Raw genomic sequence first — 20,570 nt, 5'->3', positions numbered from 1 at the left:
CTGCGCCGCCCCGGTGATGGAGGACGTGCGGGGCGACGTCGCGGCCGCCCCGGCGGGCTACTTCGAGGTGAAGCCCTGCTCGGTGGCGTACTTCTCGAGGCTCGCCTGGAGGTCGTCGAGCGCCTCGTCGGCGGTCTTCTCCCCCTGGACCATCGCGTACTGCTGCTCGGTCAACTGGTCGAACGCGTAGTTCTGGAACGGACTGAACGTGAAGCCGCTGTAGCCGGCCGCCGCGGCGAGGAAGACGTCCTTGTTGATCTGCTGACCACCGAAGAACGGGTACTCGAGGTTCGTGAAGTAGTCGGACTCCAGGATCGGCTTGTACGTCGGGAACAGCGCGCCCTGCTCGATGCCGATCTTCCACGCCTCATCGGTGCCGAAGATGTCCTTCGCGACCTCGGCGGCGAGTGTCTTGTCCTTCGCCTGCTCGGTCACGGCGAAGGTGGAACCGCCCCAGTTCACCTGGACGGGGTTCGCCGCGTCCCACTGCGGGAGCGGGGCGGCGCGCCACACGGCGGTGTCGTCGGCGTCGGAGAGGCCCTGCAGGTAGCCCGGGCCCCACGCGGCCGCGAGGTAGACGGCGTAGGTGCCGTCGACGAGGCTCGTGTTGTAGTCGGCGGTGAAGGCGTCGTCGGTGGTGACGAGTCCCTCCTTCACGAGGCCGTCCCAGTAGTTGAGGACCCGCTTGGACGCGTCGTCGTTCACGTCGATCGACACCTCGGTGGGCTTCGTCTTGTCGTACTCGAACGGCTTGGAGCCGGCCTGCGCGAACAACGCCTGGTTGAAGGCCCGGCCGTTCGTCGGGAAGTTGGCGAGGACACCCGTGCCGGCGTCCTTCAGCTGCTTCGCGGCGGCGGCGAACTCGTCCCAGGTGGTCGGGACGGCGATGCCGGCCTTGTCGAAGAGGTCCTGGCGGTAGAGCATGCCCATCGGGCCGCTGTCGACCGGGATCGCGTACACCGAATCACCGCTCGTGACGTCGTTCCAGGCGCCCTCGGTGTACTTGTCCTTGACCTCGTTCGCGCCCAGCTCGCCGATGTCGACGAGCGCCTTGCGGATCGTGAAGCTGGAGATGACCTCGGACTCGAGCATGATGACGTCGGGTGCGCCGGACTTCGCCTCGATGGCGGTGGAGAACTTCGTGTACTCGTCGTTTCCCTGGCCGGCGTTCGTCCAGCAGACCTGGACGTCGTCGTGCGTCTCGTTGAAGAGGTCGACGACCTGCTCGAAGGCGGGGAACCAAGCCCAGACGGTGACCTGCGGCACGTCCTTCTTGGTGATGGTGTTGGTGCAGGAGGCTTCGCCGCCTCCGCTTGCGCCACCGGTGGAGCATCCGGTGAGGGCCATCGCTGCGACGGCGACCGTGCCGACTGCTGCGAGAACTCGTGACTTCATGTGGGTGCTGTCCTCTCGGAGATGGAACTTCATTGTCATCGTGCCGGGTTTTACAACGTTGAAGGTAAACGTTGTAAAAGCATGATGCCGGGTGGTTCCAGCGATGTCAAGGACGAATCGAAGTGGTGGATCAGACGGCTGGGAGCGCGGTGGACTCCCGCTGGACGAGCTCGAAGTCAGCGAGCACGAGGCGCGGCGGGAAGGACTCGTCGCGCCGCTCGATGCGCTCCAGCAGCAGATCCACGGCCGTCTCGGCGATCTGGTCGCGCCCCGGCGCGATCGTCGACAGCGACGGCAGGGAGTAGCGTCCCTCGTCGATGTCGTCGAAGCCGATGATCGCCACCTGCTCCGGCATGCGGATGCCACGCTCACTCAGCACGCGCATCGCGCCGAGGGCGAGGGCGTCGTTGAAGGCGACGATGCCGTCGAACCGCACTCCCTCGTCGAGCATCGCGCGCATCGCGACCGCGCCGTCCAGGCGATGCCAGATCTCGACCTCCCGCACGAGGGACTCGTCGTACGGCAGACCCGCGGCGTCGAGCGCTTCGCGGTAGCCGACGAGGCGCAGTCCGGCCGAACCGATCTCCTCCCCCGGGTGTGCGCCGAACGCCACGATCCGTCGGCGCCCCGAAGCGATCAGGTGCTCCGTCGCCGCCCGGACACCCTCGGTGTTCTGCATCGTGACGTGGTCGTTTGGAGCGTTGAAGATCCGTTCGCCGAGGAGGACCATCGGTGTGCGCACCTCGGCGAGGATGTCGACGTCCTCCTCCCCCAGCTCGAGCGCCGAATACAGGATGCCGTCGACGAGCTGCGTCCGCGGACCACGGACGAGCGCCGCCTCGCGCTCGCGGTCGCCACCGGTCTGCTCGATGAGCACGTACAGAGCACGCTGCGCCGCGGCGTGCATGACGGCGTCGGCGAGCTCGGCGAAGTAGGAGTTCCGGAGGTCGGGGATGATCAGGCTGATGACGCCGGAACGACCGGAGCGGAGCCCACGTGCGGAGAGGTTCGGGCGGTAGCCGAGCTCGGCGATCGCCGCGAGCACCCGCTCCTTGGTCGCCTGCTTGATGTGCGGGTAGTCGTTGACGACGTTCGAGACGGTCTTGGCGGACACCCCGGCGAGCTTCGCCACGTCGTGCAGGGTGGTCGCCATGATCCTCCTCGGCGGCGGCGTGCCCGGCCGCCCTGTACGCACTCTACAACGTTGAAGGAGCGGCCCTGGATCCGGGCGTGTGGGCGATCACGGAGCCGGTGGACTCCCTCGGGACGACGCGGAAGCCACTGACGATCGCGCGCGGCGCCTCCGGCTGCCCGAGTGCGGCGATCCGCTCGATCAGGAGCTCGACGGCGCGCTCGGCGATCTCCTCCCGGCCGATGTCGACCGTGGACAGGGTCGGGAGGGCGTAGCGCGTCTCGTCCAGGTCGTCGAAGCCGATGATCGCGACGTCGTCGGGGATGCGGAGCCCGGCGTCCTGGAGGACGCGCATGGCACCGAGGGCCATCGCATCGTTGAAGGCGACGACGCCGTCGAACGGCAGGCCCGCGGCGATGACCTCGCGCATCGCGTTCGCTCCGTCGCTGCGGTGCCAACTGACGACGGTGCTGACGTAGGCGGGATCGGCCGGGATGCCGGCGGCTTCGAGCGCCTCCCGATACCCCTGGAGGCGGAGGGCGGCCGGCCCCAGGGTGTCGTGCGGGTCGGTGCCGAGTGCGACGATGCGGCGCCTGCCCTGCGCGAGCAGGTGTTCGGTCGCCGCGCGGGCGCCGTCGACGTTGGCCATCGTCACGTGGTCGCGGTCGCCGTCGAACAATTGCTCACCGAGGATCACCATGGGCCCGTCCGGCAGGAGCGCGCTGTCGTCGCGGTCGAGGCTGAGCGGACTGTAGAGGATGCCGTCGACGAGCTGCATGCGCGGCCCGCGAAGGATCTCGAGCTCGACGTCCCGACCGCCGGCCACCTGCTCGATGAGCACCGAGAGCCCGCGCGCACGAGCCTGACGCATGACCGCGTCCGCGAGCTCCGCGAAGTAGGCGTTGCGGAGGTCGGGGATGATGAGGCTGATCACGCCGGACCGGCCGGAGCGGAGACTCCGGGCCGAGAGGTTGGGGCGGTAGCCGAGCTCGGCGATCGCGCGCTCGACCTTGGAGCGGGTCGCTTCGCTCACGTGCGGGTAGTCGTTGACGACGTTCGAGACGGTCTTGATCGAGACGCCCGCGCGTGCGGCGACGTCGTGCATCGTGATCGACACGCGTCTCCTCCCCCGGCCGGCTCCCGGCTGTCAGCAGACTACCGCTCCGCCGGCACGGGGTGTCGTGGCCGCCAGCGCGGTGCGCTGACGCGAGCGCGGGTCTGTGGCGTGAGCGCGGGCCTCCGGAGGGGCGCGCTCACGCGGTGGACCCGCGCTCACGCCCATCCGAGCGGTCTGGGGTCAGCGCACCGCGCTGGCGTCAGGACGGAACACGAACGACGAGCGCTGGACGACCGGCATCAAGCGCCGGGTGTCCACTCGGTCAGCCGTCGGTCAGCGGGACCCGTTTCTTCGGTTCGGTCGACATCCGGTGCAGCAACGGCACCGCGATGATGAGCGCTACACCGGCACCGAGCAGCAGCCCACCGATCGTGTCGCTCACCCAGTGGGCGCCGAGATAGGTCCGCGACAGCATCATCAGCAGCGTGTAGGCGACACCGATCAACCACACCCAGACCCGCGGGAAGATGATCCCGAACGCGACGGCGATGGTCGCCGCGTTCGCGCTGTGCCCCGAGGGGAACGAACCGAAGTCCGCGTGGACGAGGATGTCCTCAGGCCGTGATCGACCGACGATGTTCTTGATGATCTGCACCGCTCCGGCGCTCAGGGCGGAGACGATCGCGAAGTACAGGGCGGCCCACGGTCGGCGAAGCAGCAGGAGGACGGCTATCCCGAGCAGCGGCACGACGAAGATCGCGACGACCCCGCCGCCGAGCCAGTTCATGACGAGCGCAGCCTGGACGAGCCACGGCGACCGCTCCTCGAGGACCTCCTGCATCCACTCCTCGTCGAACCCGAACGGGGCGTTCGGGCCGCGCTGGAAGAGCAGCACGCCGAGCAGGAGGACGAGGACCACGGCGATCGCGCCGCTGATCAACGGCCACCGCCGGGAGACCTTCGCGGCGAGCTTCGGATCGGGCCGGATCGACGCCGGGTCCGGATCCATCGCGAGCGCACCCGACTCGTCGAGGGCTGGCGAGACCGCCTCGTGCACCTCGGGAGCCGGAGCAGCTGCTGGGTCGTCGTGGTCGTCGGGTGCCGTCATCGTCCCATCATGCCGTGTCGGGCATGTCTCACGCGTGGGCTTGCGCCAGGAGGATGACGCCCTGATCGCCGCGCCGATGCGCCGCCGGACGAGCGCTGGCGACCGACGGCCGACGAGCACGAGCTGCGGGCCTGGCGGGCGATACTGGAGCAGTGACCCACGACGCCCGCACCGCTCCCCTCGCCGACGACGCGCGGTGCCCCTGCCTGTCCGGCGAGACGTACGGCGCCTGCTGCGGGCGCCTGCACCGAGGTGAATCGTCGGCGGCCACCGCGGAGGCGCTCATGCGGTCGCGGTTCTCGGCCTTCGCGGTCGGTGACGCGGAGTACCTGCTGCGCACCTGGCATCCGTCGACCAGGCCGGCGTCGCTCGAGTTGGACGACTCACTCCGCTGGTACCGGCTCGACATCGTCGCGACCTCCCGCGGTGGGCCGCTCGACACCGAGGGGATGGTCGAGTTCGTCGCGCACCACAAGGTTCCCGGCGTGCGGGGCTCGGCGGGGAGCCAGCACGAACGGAGTCGGTTCTCGAAGGACACCGGCGCGTGGACGTACCTCGACGGCGTGGACCGGTGACCTGACGGCGCGAGCCACCAGGTCAGCCGGCGAGGGCCGGGACCTTCTTCGGCTGCACGATGAACCAGAGCGCACACACCGACACGACCGAGGTCGCGGCCATCACGGCACCCATGGGGATCGCGGTACCGATCCCGAGCACCCCGACGATGGGCGAGATGAGTCCCGCAAGCCCGAAGTTGAGCGCCCCGAGGAGCGACGCCGCCGTCCCGGCCTCGTGCCCGTGGTTCGCCAGGGCGAGCACCTGCACCGCCGGGAAGCCGAAGCCGCACGACAGGATGAAGAAGAACAGCGGCACCAGCACACCGAACAGCCCGACGTCGGCCATCGTCAGCGCGACGATCGTGACCGCCGAGATGAGCTGCACGATGGTCGTGCAGGCCAGGATCCACTGCGGCCCGTACCAGCGCATGAGCCGCGACGAGATCTGCACCCCGGCGACGATGCCGAGCGAGTTCACCGCGAACAGGAGACCGTACTCCTGTGCGTCGAAGTCGTAGACCTCCTGGAAGAGGAACGACGAGCTCGAGAGGTAGGCGAACAGGCCCGAGAAGCTCATGCCACCGATGAGGGCGACACCGACGAACACGCGGTCGCTGAACACCGAGCGGTAGCGGTCGCGGACGGTACTGTGCCCGGCGTCGCGACGCCGCGCCGGCGGTAGGGTCTCGACGATCCAGAGCGACACCGCGATGACGACGAACAGTCCGTAGGCGGCGAGGAACACGAAGAGTCCGCGCCAGTCGAGGACGAGGAGGAGCTGCGACCCGATGACGGGGGCGGCGATCGGCGCGAGGCCGTTGACGAGCGCGAGTCGCGACAGCATCCGCACGAGCGGCTTCCCGCCGAAGAGGTCGCGGACCATCGCCATCGCGACGACCCCACCGGCCGCCGCACCGGCACCCTGCAGCACGCGGAACACCATGAGCCACCCGATGTCGGGCGCGAACGCGGCGCCGACCGAGGCCAGGATGTGGATGCTCGTCGCGAGGATGAGCGGGAGACGCCTGCCGACCTTGTCGCTCCAGGGCCCCATGAAGAGCTGACCCACCGCGAAGCCGATCGTGGTCCCGGTGAGGGTGAGCTGGATGAGGCTGACCGGGACGTCGAGGTCCCGTTCGAGGATCGGGAACGCCGGCAGGTAGAGGTCGATGGTGAACGGCCCGAGCGCGGTGAGCGCGCCGAGCACGAGGATGTAGACGAGGCGCTGCCTGCCCGAGAGCGAGTCCCCGGGGTGGACGACGGTGATTCCTGCGGTGTGCACTGGTGAACGGATTCCTAGCGAGGTGCGGGGGTGGGAGGGGTGGTCCGAATCGATGTCGAATCGATTCGAGAAGCGGCGTCAAGGCTAGCAGCCGGGGACGCGTTTTCGCGACACCCCCGGACGACCGATCGGCGTCGACCTCGCTCCACAGCCCCTGGGGAGCAGCGTCGCCTCGACGACCCCCAGGCGACCGCCCAGCATCCGTTTCACGACGTTCGCTAGGCTGATCCGGCTGCAGACGAACCGGTCGCGGTCCGCCTGCCTGGAGCCCGATCCACCCTGCATGTACCCCCGATGCAGGCCCCGTAGCCGCCGACGGAAGAGAGCCATGCCAGACCACTCCCGAGCCCCGCTGCCGTTCCAGGTCGATCTCCGCGGAGTCGTCGACCTGCTCAGCCGCCACATCTACTCGGGACCGCGCGTCTACCTCCGTGAGCTCCTGCAGAACGGACGGGACGCCGTCGCAGCCCGTCGCGCCGACGACCCGACGGCTCCTCCCGGCAGACTCCTCATCACCCCGCACGTGCCACCGTCCGGCTCGGAGGCGGGTTTGCCGTTCCGATTCCGCGACGACGGTGTCGGGCTCACCCGCGACGAAGCCGCCGAGCTGCTGGCGACGGTCGGCCGCAGCTCCAAGCGCGGCGACCTCGACGAACTCCAGCGCGGCGACTACCTCGGCCGGTTCGGCATCGGGCTGCTGAGCTGCTTCATGGTCGCCGACACCATCACCGTCCGCAGCCGCTCGGCTCGTGGCGGTCCGGCCATCGAGTGGATCGGCGACGCCGACGGCACGTTCACGATCCGAGAACTCGACGACGCCACGACCGCCGCCATGCCGATCGGCTCGGAGGTCGTACTCGACCCACGCATCGACGGCCCACTGCACGACGGCAGTCTGCTCGGGCACGGCACGGTGCTCGGCCTCGCCAGCACCTTCGGACGGTTCCTCGACCTCGACGTCGAGGTGGTCGACCCCTCCGCACCCGACCACCCGGTGCGCATCAACGTCGACCCGGTGTTCCGGACGGCTGAGGCGACCACTCGCGAGGCGCTCCTGGCCTTCGGGGAGGATCTCCTCGGGACGCGCCCATTCGACGCCGTCGAGATCGTGGTGCCAGGCACCGGCACCCGCGGCACCGCCTTCGTCCTCCCCTCACCGCCTCCGCCGGGCGCCCGGCAGGCGAGCCGGGTCTACCTCGGCGGGATGCTGCTGAGCGAACAGATCGACGACCTGCTTCCCGAGTGGGCGTTCTTCGTGCGCTGCATCGTCGACACGACGGGACTCCGCCCGACGGCGTCGCGCGAGCAGCTCGTGCAGGACGACGCATTGGAGTTCACCCGCGAGGCCATCGGAGCAACCCTGCGACGGTGGATCCTCGACCTCGCCCGCCAACGGCCGCACCGACTCCAGGAGTTCATCGGCGTCCACCAGCTCGGCATCAAGGCGATCGCCGCGCACGACGACGACCTCGCGAGCGCCGTCGTCCGGTGGCTCCCGATCGAGACCTCCGCCGGCACGATGACCATCGACGAACACCTGTCGCAGACCGGCGTCATCCGGTACACGGCATCCCGTGACGAGTTCCGTCAGATCGCCGCGGTCGTCGATCCGGCCTCACCGATCGTCAACGGCGGGTACGTGTACGACCAGGAGATCCTGGAGCGACTACCCCACCTGATCGACGGCGTGCGGGTCGAACGGGTGACGGTCGCCGACGAGCTCGACAACCTCGAGCCGCCGCACCTGGACGACCTCGCCGCGACGACGGCACTCGAGGACCGCGCCAGCCGCGTGCTCGCCGAGGTCGAATGCCGGGTCTCGGTGCGCCGGTACCGGCCGGACGATCTCGCCGCGCTGTACGTCGCCGACCCGTCCGTACTCCGACGGCTCGAGCGGCACCGGGCCGCCTCGGTCGCGCCGGGTATCTGGTCGCAGGTCGTCGGGGCCGTCGACTCCTTCCTCGCCGACGCCGGCCCGGGAGGCACTGAGGCCGACACTGCAGCCCGGCTCTGCCTCAACTGGAACGCGGCGCTCGTCCGCCGCTTGGCGACCCTCGACGACGACCTCGTGTTCGAGCGCAGCATCCAACTGCTCTACGTCCAGGCGCTCCTCGCCGGGCACCGCCCCCTCGAAGCACGCGACCGCCGCATGCTCGACGCAGCCATGACCGACCTGATCGGCCTCAGTGTCGGTCTCGACGACAAGGAACTCCGATGACCGACACCACCGCCACCACCGTGAACGACATCGACCCCGACGCGAGCGTCCAGGACCTCCTCGAGGAGGCCGACACCCTGCCGTGTGGTCCCGCCGAGCGCGCCCTGCTCGACGAGGCACTCCGGCGAGCTGAGGCCGCCGGCGACGAGGAGGCCGCGTACGCGACCCGCATGCGGTTGACCCAGTCGGCACACATGACGGGCGACACCGACGCCATGTTCAGCTCCTTCGGCTGGTGCGTCGGCAAGCACGACGCGGACCCGGAGCGCTTCCCGATCACGGTCGACGGCTGCGACCTGCTGTTCCAGTACAAGTGGATGGCCGGCCGGCTGTCGACGAACCCGACGTTCTCGCTCGCGCAGATCGAGGCGATGCACGAGGACATGCGGGCGAGGTACGCGGCAGCGGGCGCCACGATGAGCGGCGTGGTGCAGTCGCAGTTCCACATCGCGACGGTGACCGGTCGCCTCGACGAGGCCGCCGCGTTCCTGGAACGCCGCTCGACCATCGAGGACGACCGCTACAGCCACTGCGAAGCGTGCGTGCGCAATGAGGACGCCTGGTTCCACCAGCTCCGCGGGCACGACGACGACGCGATCCGGATCTACGACGAGATGTTCGAGAACCGCATGAGCTGTGGCGAGGAGCCGGAGACGAGCGAGGCACAGGCGCTCCTCCCCTACCTCCGCGCCGGCCGGTTCGACGATGCCAAGGCGGCGCACCAGCGCAGCTACCGGGTCGCCCGTTCCAACGCCGACGGGTTCGGCATCATCGCCGACCACCTCGTGTTCTGCGCCGTCACGGGCAACGAGGCGCGCGGCCTGGCGATGCTCGAACGCCACCTGCCGGCCCTCGTCAACGACCCCATCAACCTGTCCGGGCACGCCGACGGGCTCATCGCGGTCGGCGTCCTGCTGGATGCCGTCGCCCGAGCCGGTCACGGTGATCTGCCCGTCCGCGGTGCCGACGCCCCGGACCTTGCCCGGTACCTCGGCACCGAGTCGACCGACGCCGCCGACTGGACCGTCAGCGCGGTCGCGGCGCGCGCCTGGGCAGCAGCCGAGCACCTGACCCGTGCCTTCGACGAACGCAACGGCAACGGCTTCCGCACCGAGCGGCTCGAGGCCGCGCGGGCACTCGCGACGGAACACTGGGACCTCCCGCTGTCGGTCGAGGGGTTCGCAGCCCCGGTCGCCGAGCCGGAACCGGCGACCACGGCCGCCGAGTGGCGCGAACGGACCTCCGCGCTCCTGCAGAGCGCCGACCCACGCGGTGCGATCGTCGCCGCCGAGCAGGGCCTCGCGCTCCTCGCGGACGACGCGGATCCCGACGAGAACCTCCGCGCCGGGCTCCTCGGCGCGATCGCGCAGGCAGCGGTCATCGAGGGTGACGACGACCGCGCGAGCGGGGCCTGGGCCGACCGCGACACCGCGCTCCGCGCGGCAGGACGCATCGCGGTCGCCGACGTGGAGGCACGCTTCGGTGTGGCCCTCCTCGGCACGGCGACCGAGGACCGGCTCACCCTCCTGCTCGCCGAGCTCGACGACGCCCGTCTCGTCCCCGTCGACGCGGACCGGCTCATCCACACGCTCGTCGTCATCGCACGCCATGCGTTCGAGCTGGCGGGAGCGCAGACCGAGCAGGAGTCCGCGGAACGGTTCATGGGGATCGCCGACCGGCTCGCCGGTGAGGCCGTGCTCGCCGCCGCGGTCGACGACCCGGGCGAGGCAGGCCCGCCGGCCCGTCTCCTGCACGCGCACCTCTTCGCCGTGACCGGCCGGATCGAGGAGGCGGCAGAGCTTCTCGACCCACTCCTCGAGCCCGGGCAGCGGGCGTCGGTCCGCCTCCCCGCGCTGACGCTCCGCACCCGGATGCTCGGCGGGGCCGGGGCCTTCGCCGAGGGGGTCGCGCTCGCCGACGAACTCGTCGCCCTCCAGACACTCCTCGGCAACCGGCTCGGCATCATCCAGGCGTGCTCCCTCTCGGCGGCCCTCCTGAGCGACGCCGACCGTGACCGCGAGGCCGCGGCCCGCATGCAGCTGGCGATCACCCACGCGAAGCGGGCGGAGTACGACGACCTCGACTCGCTCACCCTCCAACTCGCGCGGTACCTCCAGTTCGCGGGCGATGCCGCCACGGCGCTCGAGCACTACGACGAGGTCTACCAGGCGAAGCGCGAGCACGCCGCGCCGGGTGAGCTCGCGGACCTGCTCGCCAACATGGGCGAGGCCGCGCGCATGATCGGCGAACACGGCATGGCGTACGGCGTGTGGCGCGCAGCGATCGACGACGCCGCGTCCGTCGGGAACGACCAGGTGGTCATCCGCACCGGCTTCGGGTTGAGCACGCTCCTCGTCCAGTTCGAGGACGACGACGCGATCGAGGTCATCGACCAGGCCCTCGCCGCCGCTCGCCGGCTGGGCGACCCGCAGCTCCTCGTCCAGGCACTCCAGCGTGCGGCGAGCGCACGGGCGGCCTTCGGCGACGACACCGGGCTGCCGCTCTACTCGGAGGCTCGTGACATCGCCTCGGCGCACGAGGCCGCGTGGCTCGTGGCCGACATCACCGATTCGGAGGCCCGCTCGCTCGGTGCGCTCGGACGCGCCGACGACGCGACGGCGACGGCTCGGCTCGCCGCTGCGGGGTTCGTGGCCGCCGGCGACGAGAACGGCGCGGCGGTGGCCGAGGTGTTCGCGGCGAGGTCGCGGGTCGCCGTCGACGACCACGCCGGTGCCGTCGACCTGTTCCGTTCGGCTCGCGGACGCCTGCATGCCGGCTCGCCCGACTGGACGACGGTCACGGCCGAGCTCGCGGACGCATACGAGCGCTTGGAGCAGCACACTGACGCGGCACTGCTGCGGGCCGAGATCGAGGAGTGATCGGGACCGTCCTCAGCGCGCCGACGGCACCGCGAGGACGGTCTTCCGACCGCGCCTAGGGCAGTCGCGCGAAGGCGCGGACGGGGAAGGTCGCGAAGTCCTCGACGAGCGGCGGCGTCGCGGTGAAGGCGGCGCCGCTCGCGGGGAGCTGCTCGAGGCCGGTGAGGTGCTCGACCACCTGGATCCCGGCTTCGAGGAGCAGCGAGTGGGCCGGACGCGCGCCACCGGATCCCGGCTCGGTGTCGTCGATGTTGATGGAGTCGATGCCGACCAGCACCACGCCCTGCTCGACGAGGTACCGCACCCCGTCCTCGGCGAGGTAGGGAGCGTCCTTCGTGTAGGCCTCGGTCGCGAAGTGGCGGTCCCACCCGGTGTGCAAAAGGACGGCGGTCCCGCGCAGCTCGCGGTCGAGGAAGACGTTCGCGCCGATGCCGCGTTCCGTCGAGTCCTGGAGGTGGAACACCTCGGCCGGGAGGTCGACGAGCTGCTCGAGCGTCAGGCTCGCGAGGTCGCCGCCGCCGGCGTAGCGGTGGTACGGGCTGTCGAGGTAGGTGCCGGTGTTGCCGACCATCTCGATGATGTCCATCGCGAACTCGGTGCCCTCGGCGTACTTCGAGCGCGAGTCCTCACGCGTGAGGAACGGACGGATCACCGGCTCCGGCAGCCCCGGGTAGGTGCGGAGGCCGGCACGGATCGGGTGGCTGAGTTCGACGAGCGCCCCCTCCGGACGGGGGCGCACGGCGTCCGCATCCGCTGCGGCGTCCGGGATCTCCAGTCCGGCTGCCGCTGCCGCCGCCAGGATCCCGCGGGAGCCCTTGTGCTGCTCGCGCACGATCTCGAGCTTCGTGATCCGGATCTCGCCGACCATCGCGAGACCGAGGTGCGTGACGAGCAGCCGACCGACCTCCTGCTGCTGCGCCTTCCCCTTCGCCTGCGCGATGGCGGGCGGCAGGTCGAGACGGAAGTCCTCGACGGCGAGACCGCCGCCGTTCAGGAAGCTGACGGTGGCATCGAGGACGGCGCGTTGTTCGGTCATGCCCTCATTCTGACGGGTGCCGCGAACCCTGCCGAGGGATTCCCGGCCATGGGCCACCGATATCCGGCCATGACCGTGGGGTTCCGTCGACTGGACGGCTGAGTGCACTCCACAAGCAGCCCTCTTGAGGCTTTTGTACACAGGGCTTGCATATCACATACCTCATGCCTATCCTCGATATGCAAGGACGGCTGACGAACCCGTCCGCGGACGAGGAGAGCCCCCATGAAGCACCAACGAACCCTGTCGATCGCCGCTGCAGCCGCCACGCTGGCCGTGCTCTCCGCGTGCACGAGCGACGCCGGGGGCGAGCGTGTCGGTCGCTGCGCGATCGCAGACGAGTTCGCCGCTGGCACGCCGATCGACGCGACGCCGTCCGGCGAGATCACCTTCCAGACCACCGCACTGAAGGCCTCGTTCTCCGAGTACTTCACCGAACTCATCGAGGACTTCGAGGCCGCCTACCCCGGCACGACCGTCACCTGGGAGGACGACCCTGGCGACGGCAGCTTCGCCACCCGGCTCGTCGCGGACGCGCAGGCGTGCTCGCTGGCAGACGTCGTGAACATGCCGCTCGCCACCGCCGGCGGGCTCCGCGAACAGGGCTTCCTCGCCGACCTCGACGCCGCGTCACCGGGCATCGGCGACGACTTCATCCCGAGCCTGTGGGACAGCCTGGTCCTCCCCGGCGACGACCACCACTACGTGCTCCCCTGGTACTGGGGCCTCATCGGCCTCCAGACGTACAACACCGAGCTCATGCAGCGCGCCGGGCTCGACCCGGAGCAGCCGCCGACCACCTTCGAGGAACTCTTCGACGCGGCCGATCAGGTCGCCGAACGGTCGAACGGCGAGTTCAGTGCCTTCTCCGCGAGTCTCGGTCTGCGACTCCCGCTCGAGTGGCAGCTGCAGGAGGCCGAGGTCATCGCCGACGACGGTTCGGCGTTCGTCTTCGCCGACGATCCGGCCGTGCAGGAGTGGACCGAGCGCATGACGCGACTCGCGCTGGCCGGCGGCATCCCGAAGGACTCGATCGCGTCCGACGACGAGCCCACCGCCCTGTTCACCCAGGGCGCGACCGTCTGGGGCTCACCGAACGCCTCGTCGCTCCGGTACGTGCAGGAGGGCAACCCGGGCGTGTACGAGCACGTGGGCGTCTCGTCCCTCCTCGACCGCCGCGGCACCGCGATCGCCGAGGTGCAGACCATCGGTGTCCCGAGCACGAGCACCAACCCGGCCACCGCCATCGCTTTCGCGCGGTTCCTCCTCGCCGCCGAGCAACAGAGCCGCTTCATCAGCGACCCACGCATCCAGAACTTCCCGAGCACCACCGAGTCGCTCGGCATCCCGAAGCTCACGGACATCACCGGTACCGCACCCATCGACGAGGCGAACCGTCTCGCCGTCGACCTCGCCGACGAAGCGGAGATCGTCACCATCGTGCAGTGGAGCGACGCGGTCGCGAACGCGGTCAACGCCGAGCTCCAGCTGGCGCTCACCGGGAAGAAGGCGCCGCGTGAGGCACTCCAGGCCGCCCAGGACGCGGCCAACCGGGTCATCGGAGCCGACGCTCGATGACGACCGCGATCCACCTGAACGGCGCGGCGCGTTATCGACCGCCCTGGGTGCCGCTGCTGTGGTGCGCACCCGCGCTGCTCATGATCACGATCTGGAGCGTCGGGCCCTTCATCGGGACCATCGCGCTGTCGTTCACCGACACCTCCCCGCTCGGCATGGGTGGAGCGTTCGTCGGCCTCGACAACTACCGCTCGATCCTGCAGGACCCCGCGTTCTGGTCCGCGACCGGCAACAGTGTGCTGTACGCGATCATCGCCGTCCCCCTGCTGGTCGTCCTCCCGTTGCTGCTCGCGCAGCTCGTCCACACCCGACTCCCCGGGATGGGCTTCTTCCGCTCCGCCTACGCGGCTCCGATCGTGGCGTCCGTGGTCGCGGTCGGGCTGGTCTGGCAGAACCTCCTCGGTGAACAAGGGCCCGTCAACACGGTGCTCCAGCGGGTCGGTCTCATCCAGCAGGCGGTGCCGTTCCTCTCCGAGGGGTCGCTCATCCTGCTCAGCGCCATCGCCCTCACGGTGTGGCGTGGGCTCGGGTGGTACCTGATCTTCTACCTGGCGGCGCTCTCCAACATCCCTCGCGAGTTGTACGAGGCGGCCGAGCTCGACGGCGCCGGCCCGACGCGACGGTTCCTCACCATCACGGTGCCGGGCACCCGCCTCACGATGCTCCTCGTCGGGCTCCTCGCCGGCATCGGGTCGCTCCGCGTGTTCAGCGAGGTCTACCTGCTCGGCGGCGCCACCGGTGGTCCGGGAGGCGAGGCACGGACACTCCCCTTCTTCATCCGCGACGCAGCGCTCGACCCGATCACCGGGAACGCTGGCTACGGTGCGGCCGCGAGCGTGGCACTCTTCGCCCTCACCGCGGTGTTCGCCGTGCTGGCGCAGCGCTTCGGCGGGGAGCGGGACGCATGAGCGCGCGCATCGAGCAGTCGCCCGCACGACCGCTCCTGCGGCGTCGGCGTCGGCGCTGGTCGAGGACGACACCGGTGCGGTACGCGCTCCTGCTCCTCGTCCTCGTCATCTCCGTCGGCCCGCTGCTGTGGCAGTTCCTGTCGTCGCTCAAGGGCTCCGGCGAAGCACTCTTCGGGCGCGACGCCACCCTGTTCCCACAGCTGCCGACGCTCGACGCCTACGTCACGATCTTCCGGCAGATCCCGATGGACGCCTACCTGACGAACAGCGCGATCGTCTGCGCGCTCACCATCGCCTCCCAGGTGGTGCTGCCGACCGCAGCCGGGTACATGCTCTCCCGACGCGGCTGGCGCGGGCGGCGGGTCACCTTCACCGTGCTGATCGTGTCGATGGTCGTGCCGTTCGAGTCGATCATGGTGTCGCTCTTCCTCATGACCCAGGAGCTCGGTCTGCTCGACACCCTCGTCGGCGCGTGGCTCCCCGGTGCGGTCTCCGCGATGAACGTCCTCATCATGCGGGCCTCATTCACGGCGGTGCCCGACGAGATCGAAGACGCCGCGTTCCTCGACGGAGCCTCGGAGTGGCAACGGTTCACCGCCCTGTTCCTGCCGTCGTCCATCGGCGCGATGCTGGTCGTCGTCGTCAACTCGTTCATCACCGCGTGGGACGACTTCCTCTGGCCGCTCCTCGTCCTGCGGAGCGAGTCGTCGTTCACCGTCTCGCTCGGACTCGCACGACTTTCGGCGTCGTCGTTCGGGTTCGACCCCAGGGTCGTGATGGCCGGATCCATCATCGCCGTCGTCCCCGTCCTCGTGGTGTTCATCGTGCTGCAACGATGGTTCCACCGAGGCGTCGCAGCAGGAGGAGTCAAGTGAGTCGACAGCCGCACCACCACGAGCATCGTCCCGTCCCGACCGAGGGCCAGTTGCGTTGGCAACAGGACGGCTTCGGCGTGTTCTTCCACTTCGGGGTCAACACCTTCGCCGGCAAGGAATGGAGCGACGGCACCCTGCCCGCCTCGAGCTTCGATCCGAGCGACCTCGATGTGCGGCAGTGGGTGCGCGTCGCGGCCTCGATCGGCGCCGGATACGTCATCCTCACCGCGAAGCATCACGACGGGTTCTGTCTCTGGCCGACCACGACGACCGACTACAGCGTCGCATCCTCACCGTGGCGGGACGGCCACGGCGACATCGTGGCCGAGCTCGCAGCAGCCTGTCGCGAAGCGGGTCTCGGACTGGGACTGTACCTCTCGCCGTGGGATCGCCACGCTCCCGAGTACGCCGACGAGGCGCGCTACGCCGAGGTGTACACCCGGCAGCTCACCGAACTGTGCACGAACTACGGCGAGCTCGTCGAGCTGTGGTTCGACGGCGCCGGGTCCGAGGGGTACACCTACGACTGGCCCGGCATCACCGCCATCATCGAACGACTCCAGCCGCAGGCGATGGTGTTCAACATGGGCGCCCCGACGATCCGCTGGGTGGGTAACGAGAACGGTCTCGCCGAAGACCCGGTGCGGTACGTCGTCGACCACACCGACTTCAGCAACTACACCGTCGTCACCAGCCGGTTCGAGGAGGCCCTGTACCTGCCGCCGGAGTGCGACGTCTCGATCCGCCGCGGCTGGTTCTGGCACCCGGACGACGAGCCGAAGTCGATGGAGCATCTGCTCGCGATCTTCTACCGGTCCGTCGGACTCGGCGCGAACCTGCTCCTCAACCTCCCACCCGACACCCGCGGGCTCCTCCCCGACGCCGATGTGGAACGCGTGACCGCCTGGGCCGCGGAGCGCGACCGCCGCTTCGCGCGGCCGATCCCGGGAACCCTGACCGCCGACGGGTCGACGGTCACCGTCACGTTCGCGGAGCCGGTCACCATCGATCACCTCCGGCTGCACGAGGACCTCACCGCCGGGCAGCTGATCGACCGCCACGAGGTCCGGACACCGGACGGCCGCACGCTCGTCGAAGCCGGTTCCGTCGGCGTCTCGAGGGTGCACGTGTTCGAACCGGTCACGACCGATCGGCTGACGATCGGGCTCGTCCCCGACGTCGTCGATGAGGCGGGCCGCTCTGCGGAAGCGCCGACACCGATGCTCCTCGCGGTCACCGCGTTCCACACTGGCTCGAGCACCGTCCCCGAGCTGCCGGTCGGGTACGAGGCTCCGACGGAGGCCCCCGACTGAGCCGGCCGCGCCTCGACGCGGAACTAGGCTGGAGGGCGTGCAGGCGCTTCCCGAACCACTCGACACGAGTGCGCTCACCCGGCCGCTTCCCCGACACGAGGTTCACGAGCAGTGGCGAGCCTTCGTCAGGGAGGACCCCGGCGCCCGCGATCGCATCGGGCGAGTCCGACGGCTCACCACCACCCTCGGCGCGATCGGCGGACTGTTCGGCATCTTCTTCTTCGGCCTGGTCGGCCTGCTCGCCTACGCTCAAGGCGGCAGGAACGCGGGAGGGATCGCCTTCGGCATGGGCACGCTCGTGGTGGTCATGATCCTCCTCGCCGTGATCCTCGTCCGCATGACGATCCGGGTCTGGTCGCGTAGGACCATGCGACGCACACACCTCCGCCTCGCCAGCTTCGCCGAGGCCAACGGGTTCGACTACCGCGTCGGTCCCATCGCCCTCCAGCGCGACATGCCCTGGCGGAGCCGCGGGTCGGTGAACCTCCACCGAGTCCTCCGGAGCCGGGAGCCCCGCGGCATCGAGATCGCCGACTACGAGGTCATCGGCAACCGCAAGAACCTCGCGGCCCCCTTCGGTGGCTACTGCGCACTCCGGATGCCCGTCGCCCTCCCCCACATCCTGCTCCGCGCCCAGGACGGCCGCCGCCGAGGGATGACTGGCGCCGGCGCCCCGGCCGATGCGCAGCGGCTCAGCCTCGAGGGCGGGTTCGACCGCCACTTCCAGCTGTACTGCCCGGTCGGCTACGAGGCCGATGCCCTCTATCTGTTCACGCCCGACGTGATGGCGCGACTGCTCGACCACGTGCGCGGCTTCGACGTGGAGATCGTCGACGACTGGCTCCTGCTCGTGACCAGCGACGATCTCGTCACGACGAAGGTCGACGATTGGCAGGACATCGCCGCCGCTGTCGACGCCGTGGACGACCGCGTCGAACGCTGGGCACGGTGGCGGGAGACCCGAGGTGACCGGCGAAGCGCCAAGACGGACGAGTCGGCCTCGACCGCGGCGGCCGGCCGCGTCAGCACCCGTGGTCGGCGCCTCAGCGTCCGGATGAGCGTCGACGACATCCTCATGTGGAGCGCGCTCGGGCTGTTCGTCGTCGGCACGATCATCGGGCTCCGGTAGCGCGCTCGAACGCTCCCGAACCGATCCTGGTCAGTCGCCGTACTCGTCGAGGAAGGTGTCCGACTCGGCATCGAGCGCACATCCCTCGGCGGCGGCCTCGGCCGGGGTGCGGTCGCCGGCGTCGACGATGCGCCTCGACTGCTCCTCGATGCACCGTTCCATCGCCCGCTCGGCGGCCGCTGGGTCGGCGGCGGTGAACCCGCCGGTCGCTGCGACGATCGCGAGGACCGCTCCGACGCCGGCGACGAGGACGGTCCCACCGATCGCGAGCTTCCACCCGAGCCTCGTCGGCTCGGCCGTCCCCTCGTCGCCCGGCTCGTGCTGCTCCGTCTGCGTGAACACATCCGTCATCGGTCGACCCCCGTCGCTCAGCGCACCACCCCCGGCACGTCGCCCCAGGCTAGCAAGCGCCGTCGTCGCACCGCACGATCGACGACACCACGACGCGAGACGGCGTCCCGCCGGTGGGCGGGAGGCCGTCTCGATCGGATCGTCCCGGGGCTAGAACCCCTGGGCGAGTCGGTAGTACGCGTTGTTCCAGCGCACCTCGCGCTGGAAGTCGCGCGTCGTGGTCGACTCGTCGATCACGAGGAGCTCGGTCTTGGCGATCTCCGCGAAGTCGGCGAACACCTCGACCCCCACGGCGGTCGACATGACGGTGTGGTGCGCGGCGCCGGCGGTCAGCCAAGCGGCGGCAGACGTCGCGAAGTCCGGAGCCGGCTTCCACACGGCGCGCCCGACGGGCAGCTTCGGCAGGGCCTCGATGGGCTGGACGACCTCGACGACGTTCGCCGTCAGCCGGAAGCGGTCGCGCATGTCACTCATCGCGACGACCACGGCGGGGCCGGAGTCGGCCGTGAAGACCAGGCGCACCGGGTCCTCCTTGCCGCCGATGCCGAGCGGGTGCACCTCGAGGGTGGCACGAGCCGAAGAGAGCGTCGGGCTGACCTCGAGCATGTGCGCCCCGAGGATGAGCTCGTTGCCGGGCTCCATGTGGTACGTGTAGTCCTCCATGAGCGACGCGCCACCGGGGAGGCCGGCACCCATGACGGACGCGGCGCGCACGAGGACGGCGGTCTTCCAGTCGCCTTCCGCACCGAAGCCGTAGCCGTCGGCCATGAGGCGCTGGACGGCGAGGCCCGGCAGCTGACGCAGCTCACCGAGGTCTTCAAAGCTCGTCGTGAACGCGGCGAAGTCGCCGGCCTCGAGGAAGGAGCGCAGGCCCAGTTCGATCGCGGCACCGTAGCGGAGCGACTCGTGCCGCTCGCCACCCTTGCGCAGCTCGGGGACGACGTCGTACAGCTCCTCGTACTCGGCGACGAGCGCGTCGATGTCGGCGTCCGTCGACGCGTGCACGGCCTCGGCCAGCTCGTTGACGCTCCACGTGTTGACCTGCACGCCGAAGCGCAGCTCGGCCTCGGTCTTGTCGCCCTCGGTGACGGCGACATAGCGCATGTTGTCGCCGAAGCGCGCGAGCTTGAGCTCGTGCGTGGCCGCCCAACCCGCAGCGGCGCGCTGCCAGGTGCCGACCTCACGCTGAACGCGTGGGTCGGAGACGTGGCCGACGACCGTCTTGCGGGCGACGCCGAGACGCGTCTGGATGTACCCGAACTCGCGGTCGCCGTGCGCGGCCTGGTTGAGGTTCATGAAGTCGAAGTCGATCTCCGACCACGGCAGCTCGACGTTCGCCTGCGTGTGGAGGTGGAGCAGCGGCTTCTGCAGCGCGTCGAGCCCGGCGATCCACATCTTGGCCGGGCTGAAGGTGTGCATCCAGGTGACGAGGCCGATGACGCTGTCGTCGGCGTTCGCGTCGAGCATGGCGCGACGGATCGACTCGGAGTCCTTGAGGACGGGCTTCCACTCGATCCGTACGGGGACGTCGGCGGCGGCGCCGAGCTCGGCGGCGATGGCCTGGGACTGCTCGGCGACCTGACGGAGGGTCTCCTCGCCGTAGAGGTTCTGGCTGCCGGTGAGGAACCAGACGGTGTAGTGGTCGAGCGTGGTGAGGGGCTTCGGCATGGGTGGGTTCTTTCTTGAGGTCGTTTCGGTCCCTGAGCCTGTCGAAGGGCGGGACCGTGGTGGGGTGGCCCTTCGACAAGCTCA

General features: G+C 69.9%; 16 protein-coding genes. 8 read left to right on the top strand and 8 right to left on the bottom strand.

Annotated elements, in window-relative coordinates; translation table 11 throughout:
• Positions 1-57 precede the first annotated feature (57 nt).
• The 4 genes from ACQG07_RS06630 to ACQG07_RS06615 form a co-directional block, all read right to left on the bottom strand.
• Positions 58-1,395 (bottom strand): extracellular solute-binding protein, encoded by a 1,338-nt coding sequence (locus ACQG07_RS06630; RefSeq protein ID WP_426737808.1) that lies wholly within the window; start codon positions 1,393-1,395, stop codon positions 58-60.
• A 130-nt stretch (positions 1,396-1,525) separates the two neighbouring features.
• Complete coding sequence (locus tag ACQG07_RS06625; RefSeq protein ID WP_426737807.1) at positions 1,526-2,548, bottom strand: LacI family DNA-binding transcriptional regulator; 1,023 nt, start codon at positions 2,546-2,548, stop codon at positions 1,526-1,528.
• Between the two features lie 43 nt (positions 2,549-2,591).
• A complete protein-coding gene (locus ACQG07_RS06620) occupies positions 2,592-3,644 on the bottom strand; it encodes a LacI family DNA-binding transcriptional regulator (RefSeq protein WP_426737806.1) in 1,053 nt (350 codons plus the stop codon).
• A 262-nt stretch (positions 3,645-3,906) separates the two neighbouring features.
• Positions 3,907-4,692, bottom strand: coding sequence for a phosphatase PAP2 family protein (locus ACQG07_RS06615; RefSeq protein WP_228501947.1), 786 nt, complete (start codon positions 4,690-4,692; stop codon positions 3,907-3,909).
• Positions 4,693-4,844: 152 nt separating this feature from the next.
• On the opposite strand from ACQG07_RS06615, the gene ACQG07_RS06610 reads away from it, so the two are divergent.
• Positions 4,845-5,267, top strand: coding sequence for a YchJ family protein (locus ACQG07_RS06610; RefSeq protein WP_426737805.1), 423 nt, complete (start codon positions 4,845-4,847; stop codon positions 5,265-5,267).
• 22 nt (positions 5,268-5,289) lie between these two features.
• On the opposite strand, the gene ACQG07_RS06605 is transcribed toward ACQG07_RS06610, so the two are convergent.
• Positions 5,290-6,531 carry a multidrug effflux MFS transporter gene (locus tag ACQG07_RS06605; protein WP_426737804.1) on the bottom strand — a complete coding sequence of 414 codons (1,242 nt, stop codon included), beginning with the start codon at positions 6,529-6,531 and terminating at the stop codon, positions 5,290-5,292.
• A 328-nt stretch (positions 6,532-6,859) separates the two neighbouring features.
• On the opposite strand from ACQG07_RS06605, the gene ACQG07_RS06600 reads away from it, so the two are divergent.
• Together ACQG07_RS06600 and ACQG07_RS06595 are read left to right on the top strand one after the other, a co-directional pair.
• Entirely contained in the window at positions 6,860-8,749 is a 1,890-nt protein-coding gene (locus ACQG07_RS06600) for an HSP90 family protein (RefSeq protein WP_426737803.1), read from the top strand.
• Positions 8,746-11,628 (top strand): hypothetical protein, encoded by a 2,883-nt coding sequence (locus ACQG07_RS06595; RefSeq protein ID WP_426737802.1) that lies wholly within the window; start codon positions 8,746-8,748, stop codon positions 11,626-11,628. The genes ACQG07_RS06600 and ACQG07_RS06595 overlap by 4 nt, the downstream gene beginning before the upstream one ends.
• 55 nt (positions 11,629-11,683) lie before the next feature.
• On the opposite strand, the gene ACQG07_RS06590 is transcribed toward ACQG07_RS06595, so the two are convergent.
• Positions 11,684-12,664: a cyclase family protein gene (locus ACQG07_RS06590; protein WP_229940023.1), complete on the bottom strand. Its 981-nt coding sequence runs from the start codon at positions 12,662-12,664 to the stop codon at positions 11,684-11,686.
• A gap of 225 nt (positions 12,665-12,889) precedes the next feature.
• Between ACQG07_RS06590 and ACQG07_RS06585 the strand changes: the two genes are divergently transcribed.
• From ACQG07_RS06585 to ACQG07_RS06565, 5 genes are read left to right on the top strand one after another with little or no spacing between them, the layout of a single operon-like run.
• Entirely contained in the window at positions 12,890-14,242 is a 1,353-nt protein-coding gene (locus ACQG07_RS06585) for an extracellular solute-binding protein (RefSeq protein ID WP_229940022.1), read from the top strand.
• Complete coding sequence (locus ACQG07_RS06580; RefSeq protein WP_079706784.1) at positions 14,239-15,150, top strand: carbohydrate ABC transporter permease; 912 nt, start codon at positions 14,239-14,241, stop codon at positions 15,148-15,150. Before ACQG07_RS06585 ends, ACQG07_RS06580 begins: the two co-directional genes overlap by 4 nt.
• Positions 15,147-16,025 carry a carbohydrate ABC transporter permease gene (locus ACQG07_RS06575; protein ID WP_426737801.1) on the top strand — a complete coding sequence of 293 codons (879 nt, stop codon included), beginning with the start codon at positions 15,147-15,149 and terminating at the stop codon, positions 16,023-16,025. The genes ACQG07_RS06580 and ACQG07_RS06575 overlap by 4 nt, the downstream gene beginning before the upstream one ends.
• A complete protein-coding gene (locus ACQG07_RS06570; RefSeq protein WP_426737800.1) occupies positions 16,022-17,338 on the top strand; it encodes an alpha-L-fucosidase in 1,317 nt (438 codons plus the stop codon). The genes ACQG07_RS06575 and ACQG07_RS06570 overlap by 4 nt, the downstream gene beginning before the upstream one ends.
• A gap of 37 nt (positions 17,339-17,375) precedes the next feature.
• Positions 17,376-18,467: a hypothetical protein gene (locus ACQG07_RS06565; RefSeq protein ID WP_426737799.1), complete on the top strand. Its 1,092-nt coding sequence runs from the start codon at positions 17,376-17,378 to the stop codon at positions 18,465-18,467.
• A gap of 30 nt (positions 18,468-18,497) precedes the next feature.
• On the opposite strand, the gene ACQG07_RS06560 is transcribed toward ACQG07_RS06565, so the two are convergent.
• A complete protein-coding gene (locus ACQG07_RS06560; RefSeq protein ID WP_426737798.1) occupies positions 18,498-18,818 on the bottom strand; it encodes a hypothetical protein in 321 nt (106 codons plus the stop codon).
• 150 nt (positions 18,819-18,968) lie between these two features.
• A complete protein-coding gene (gene araA, locus ACQG07_RS06555; RefSeq protein ID WP_426737797.1) occupies positions 18,969-20,486 on the bottom strand; it encodes an L-arabinose isomerase in 1,518 nt (505 codons plus the stop codon).
• Positions 20,487-20,570: the final 84 nt, after the last annotated feature.

It is taken from the genome of Plantibacter sp. 2H11-2 (assembly GCF_050031945.1).
Classification (GTDB): Bacteria; Actinomycetota; Actinomycetes; order Actinomycetales; family Microbacteriaceae; genus Plantibacter; species Plantibacter auratus.
Note: the sequence above shows the minus strand (reverse complement) of the source record. Positions and strands in the feature narration are given on the sequence as shown.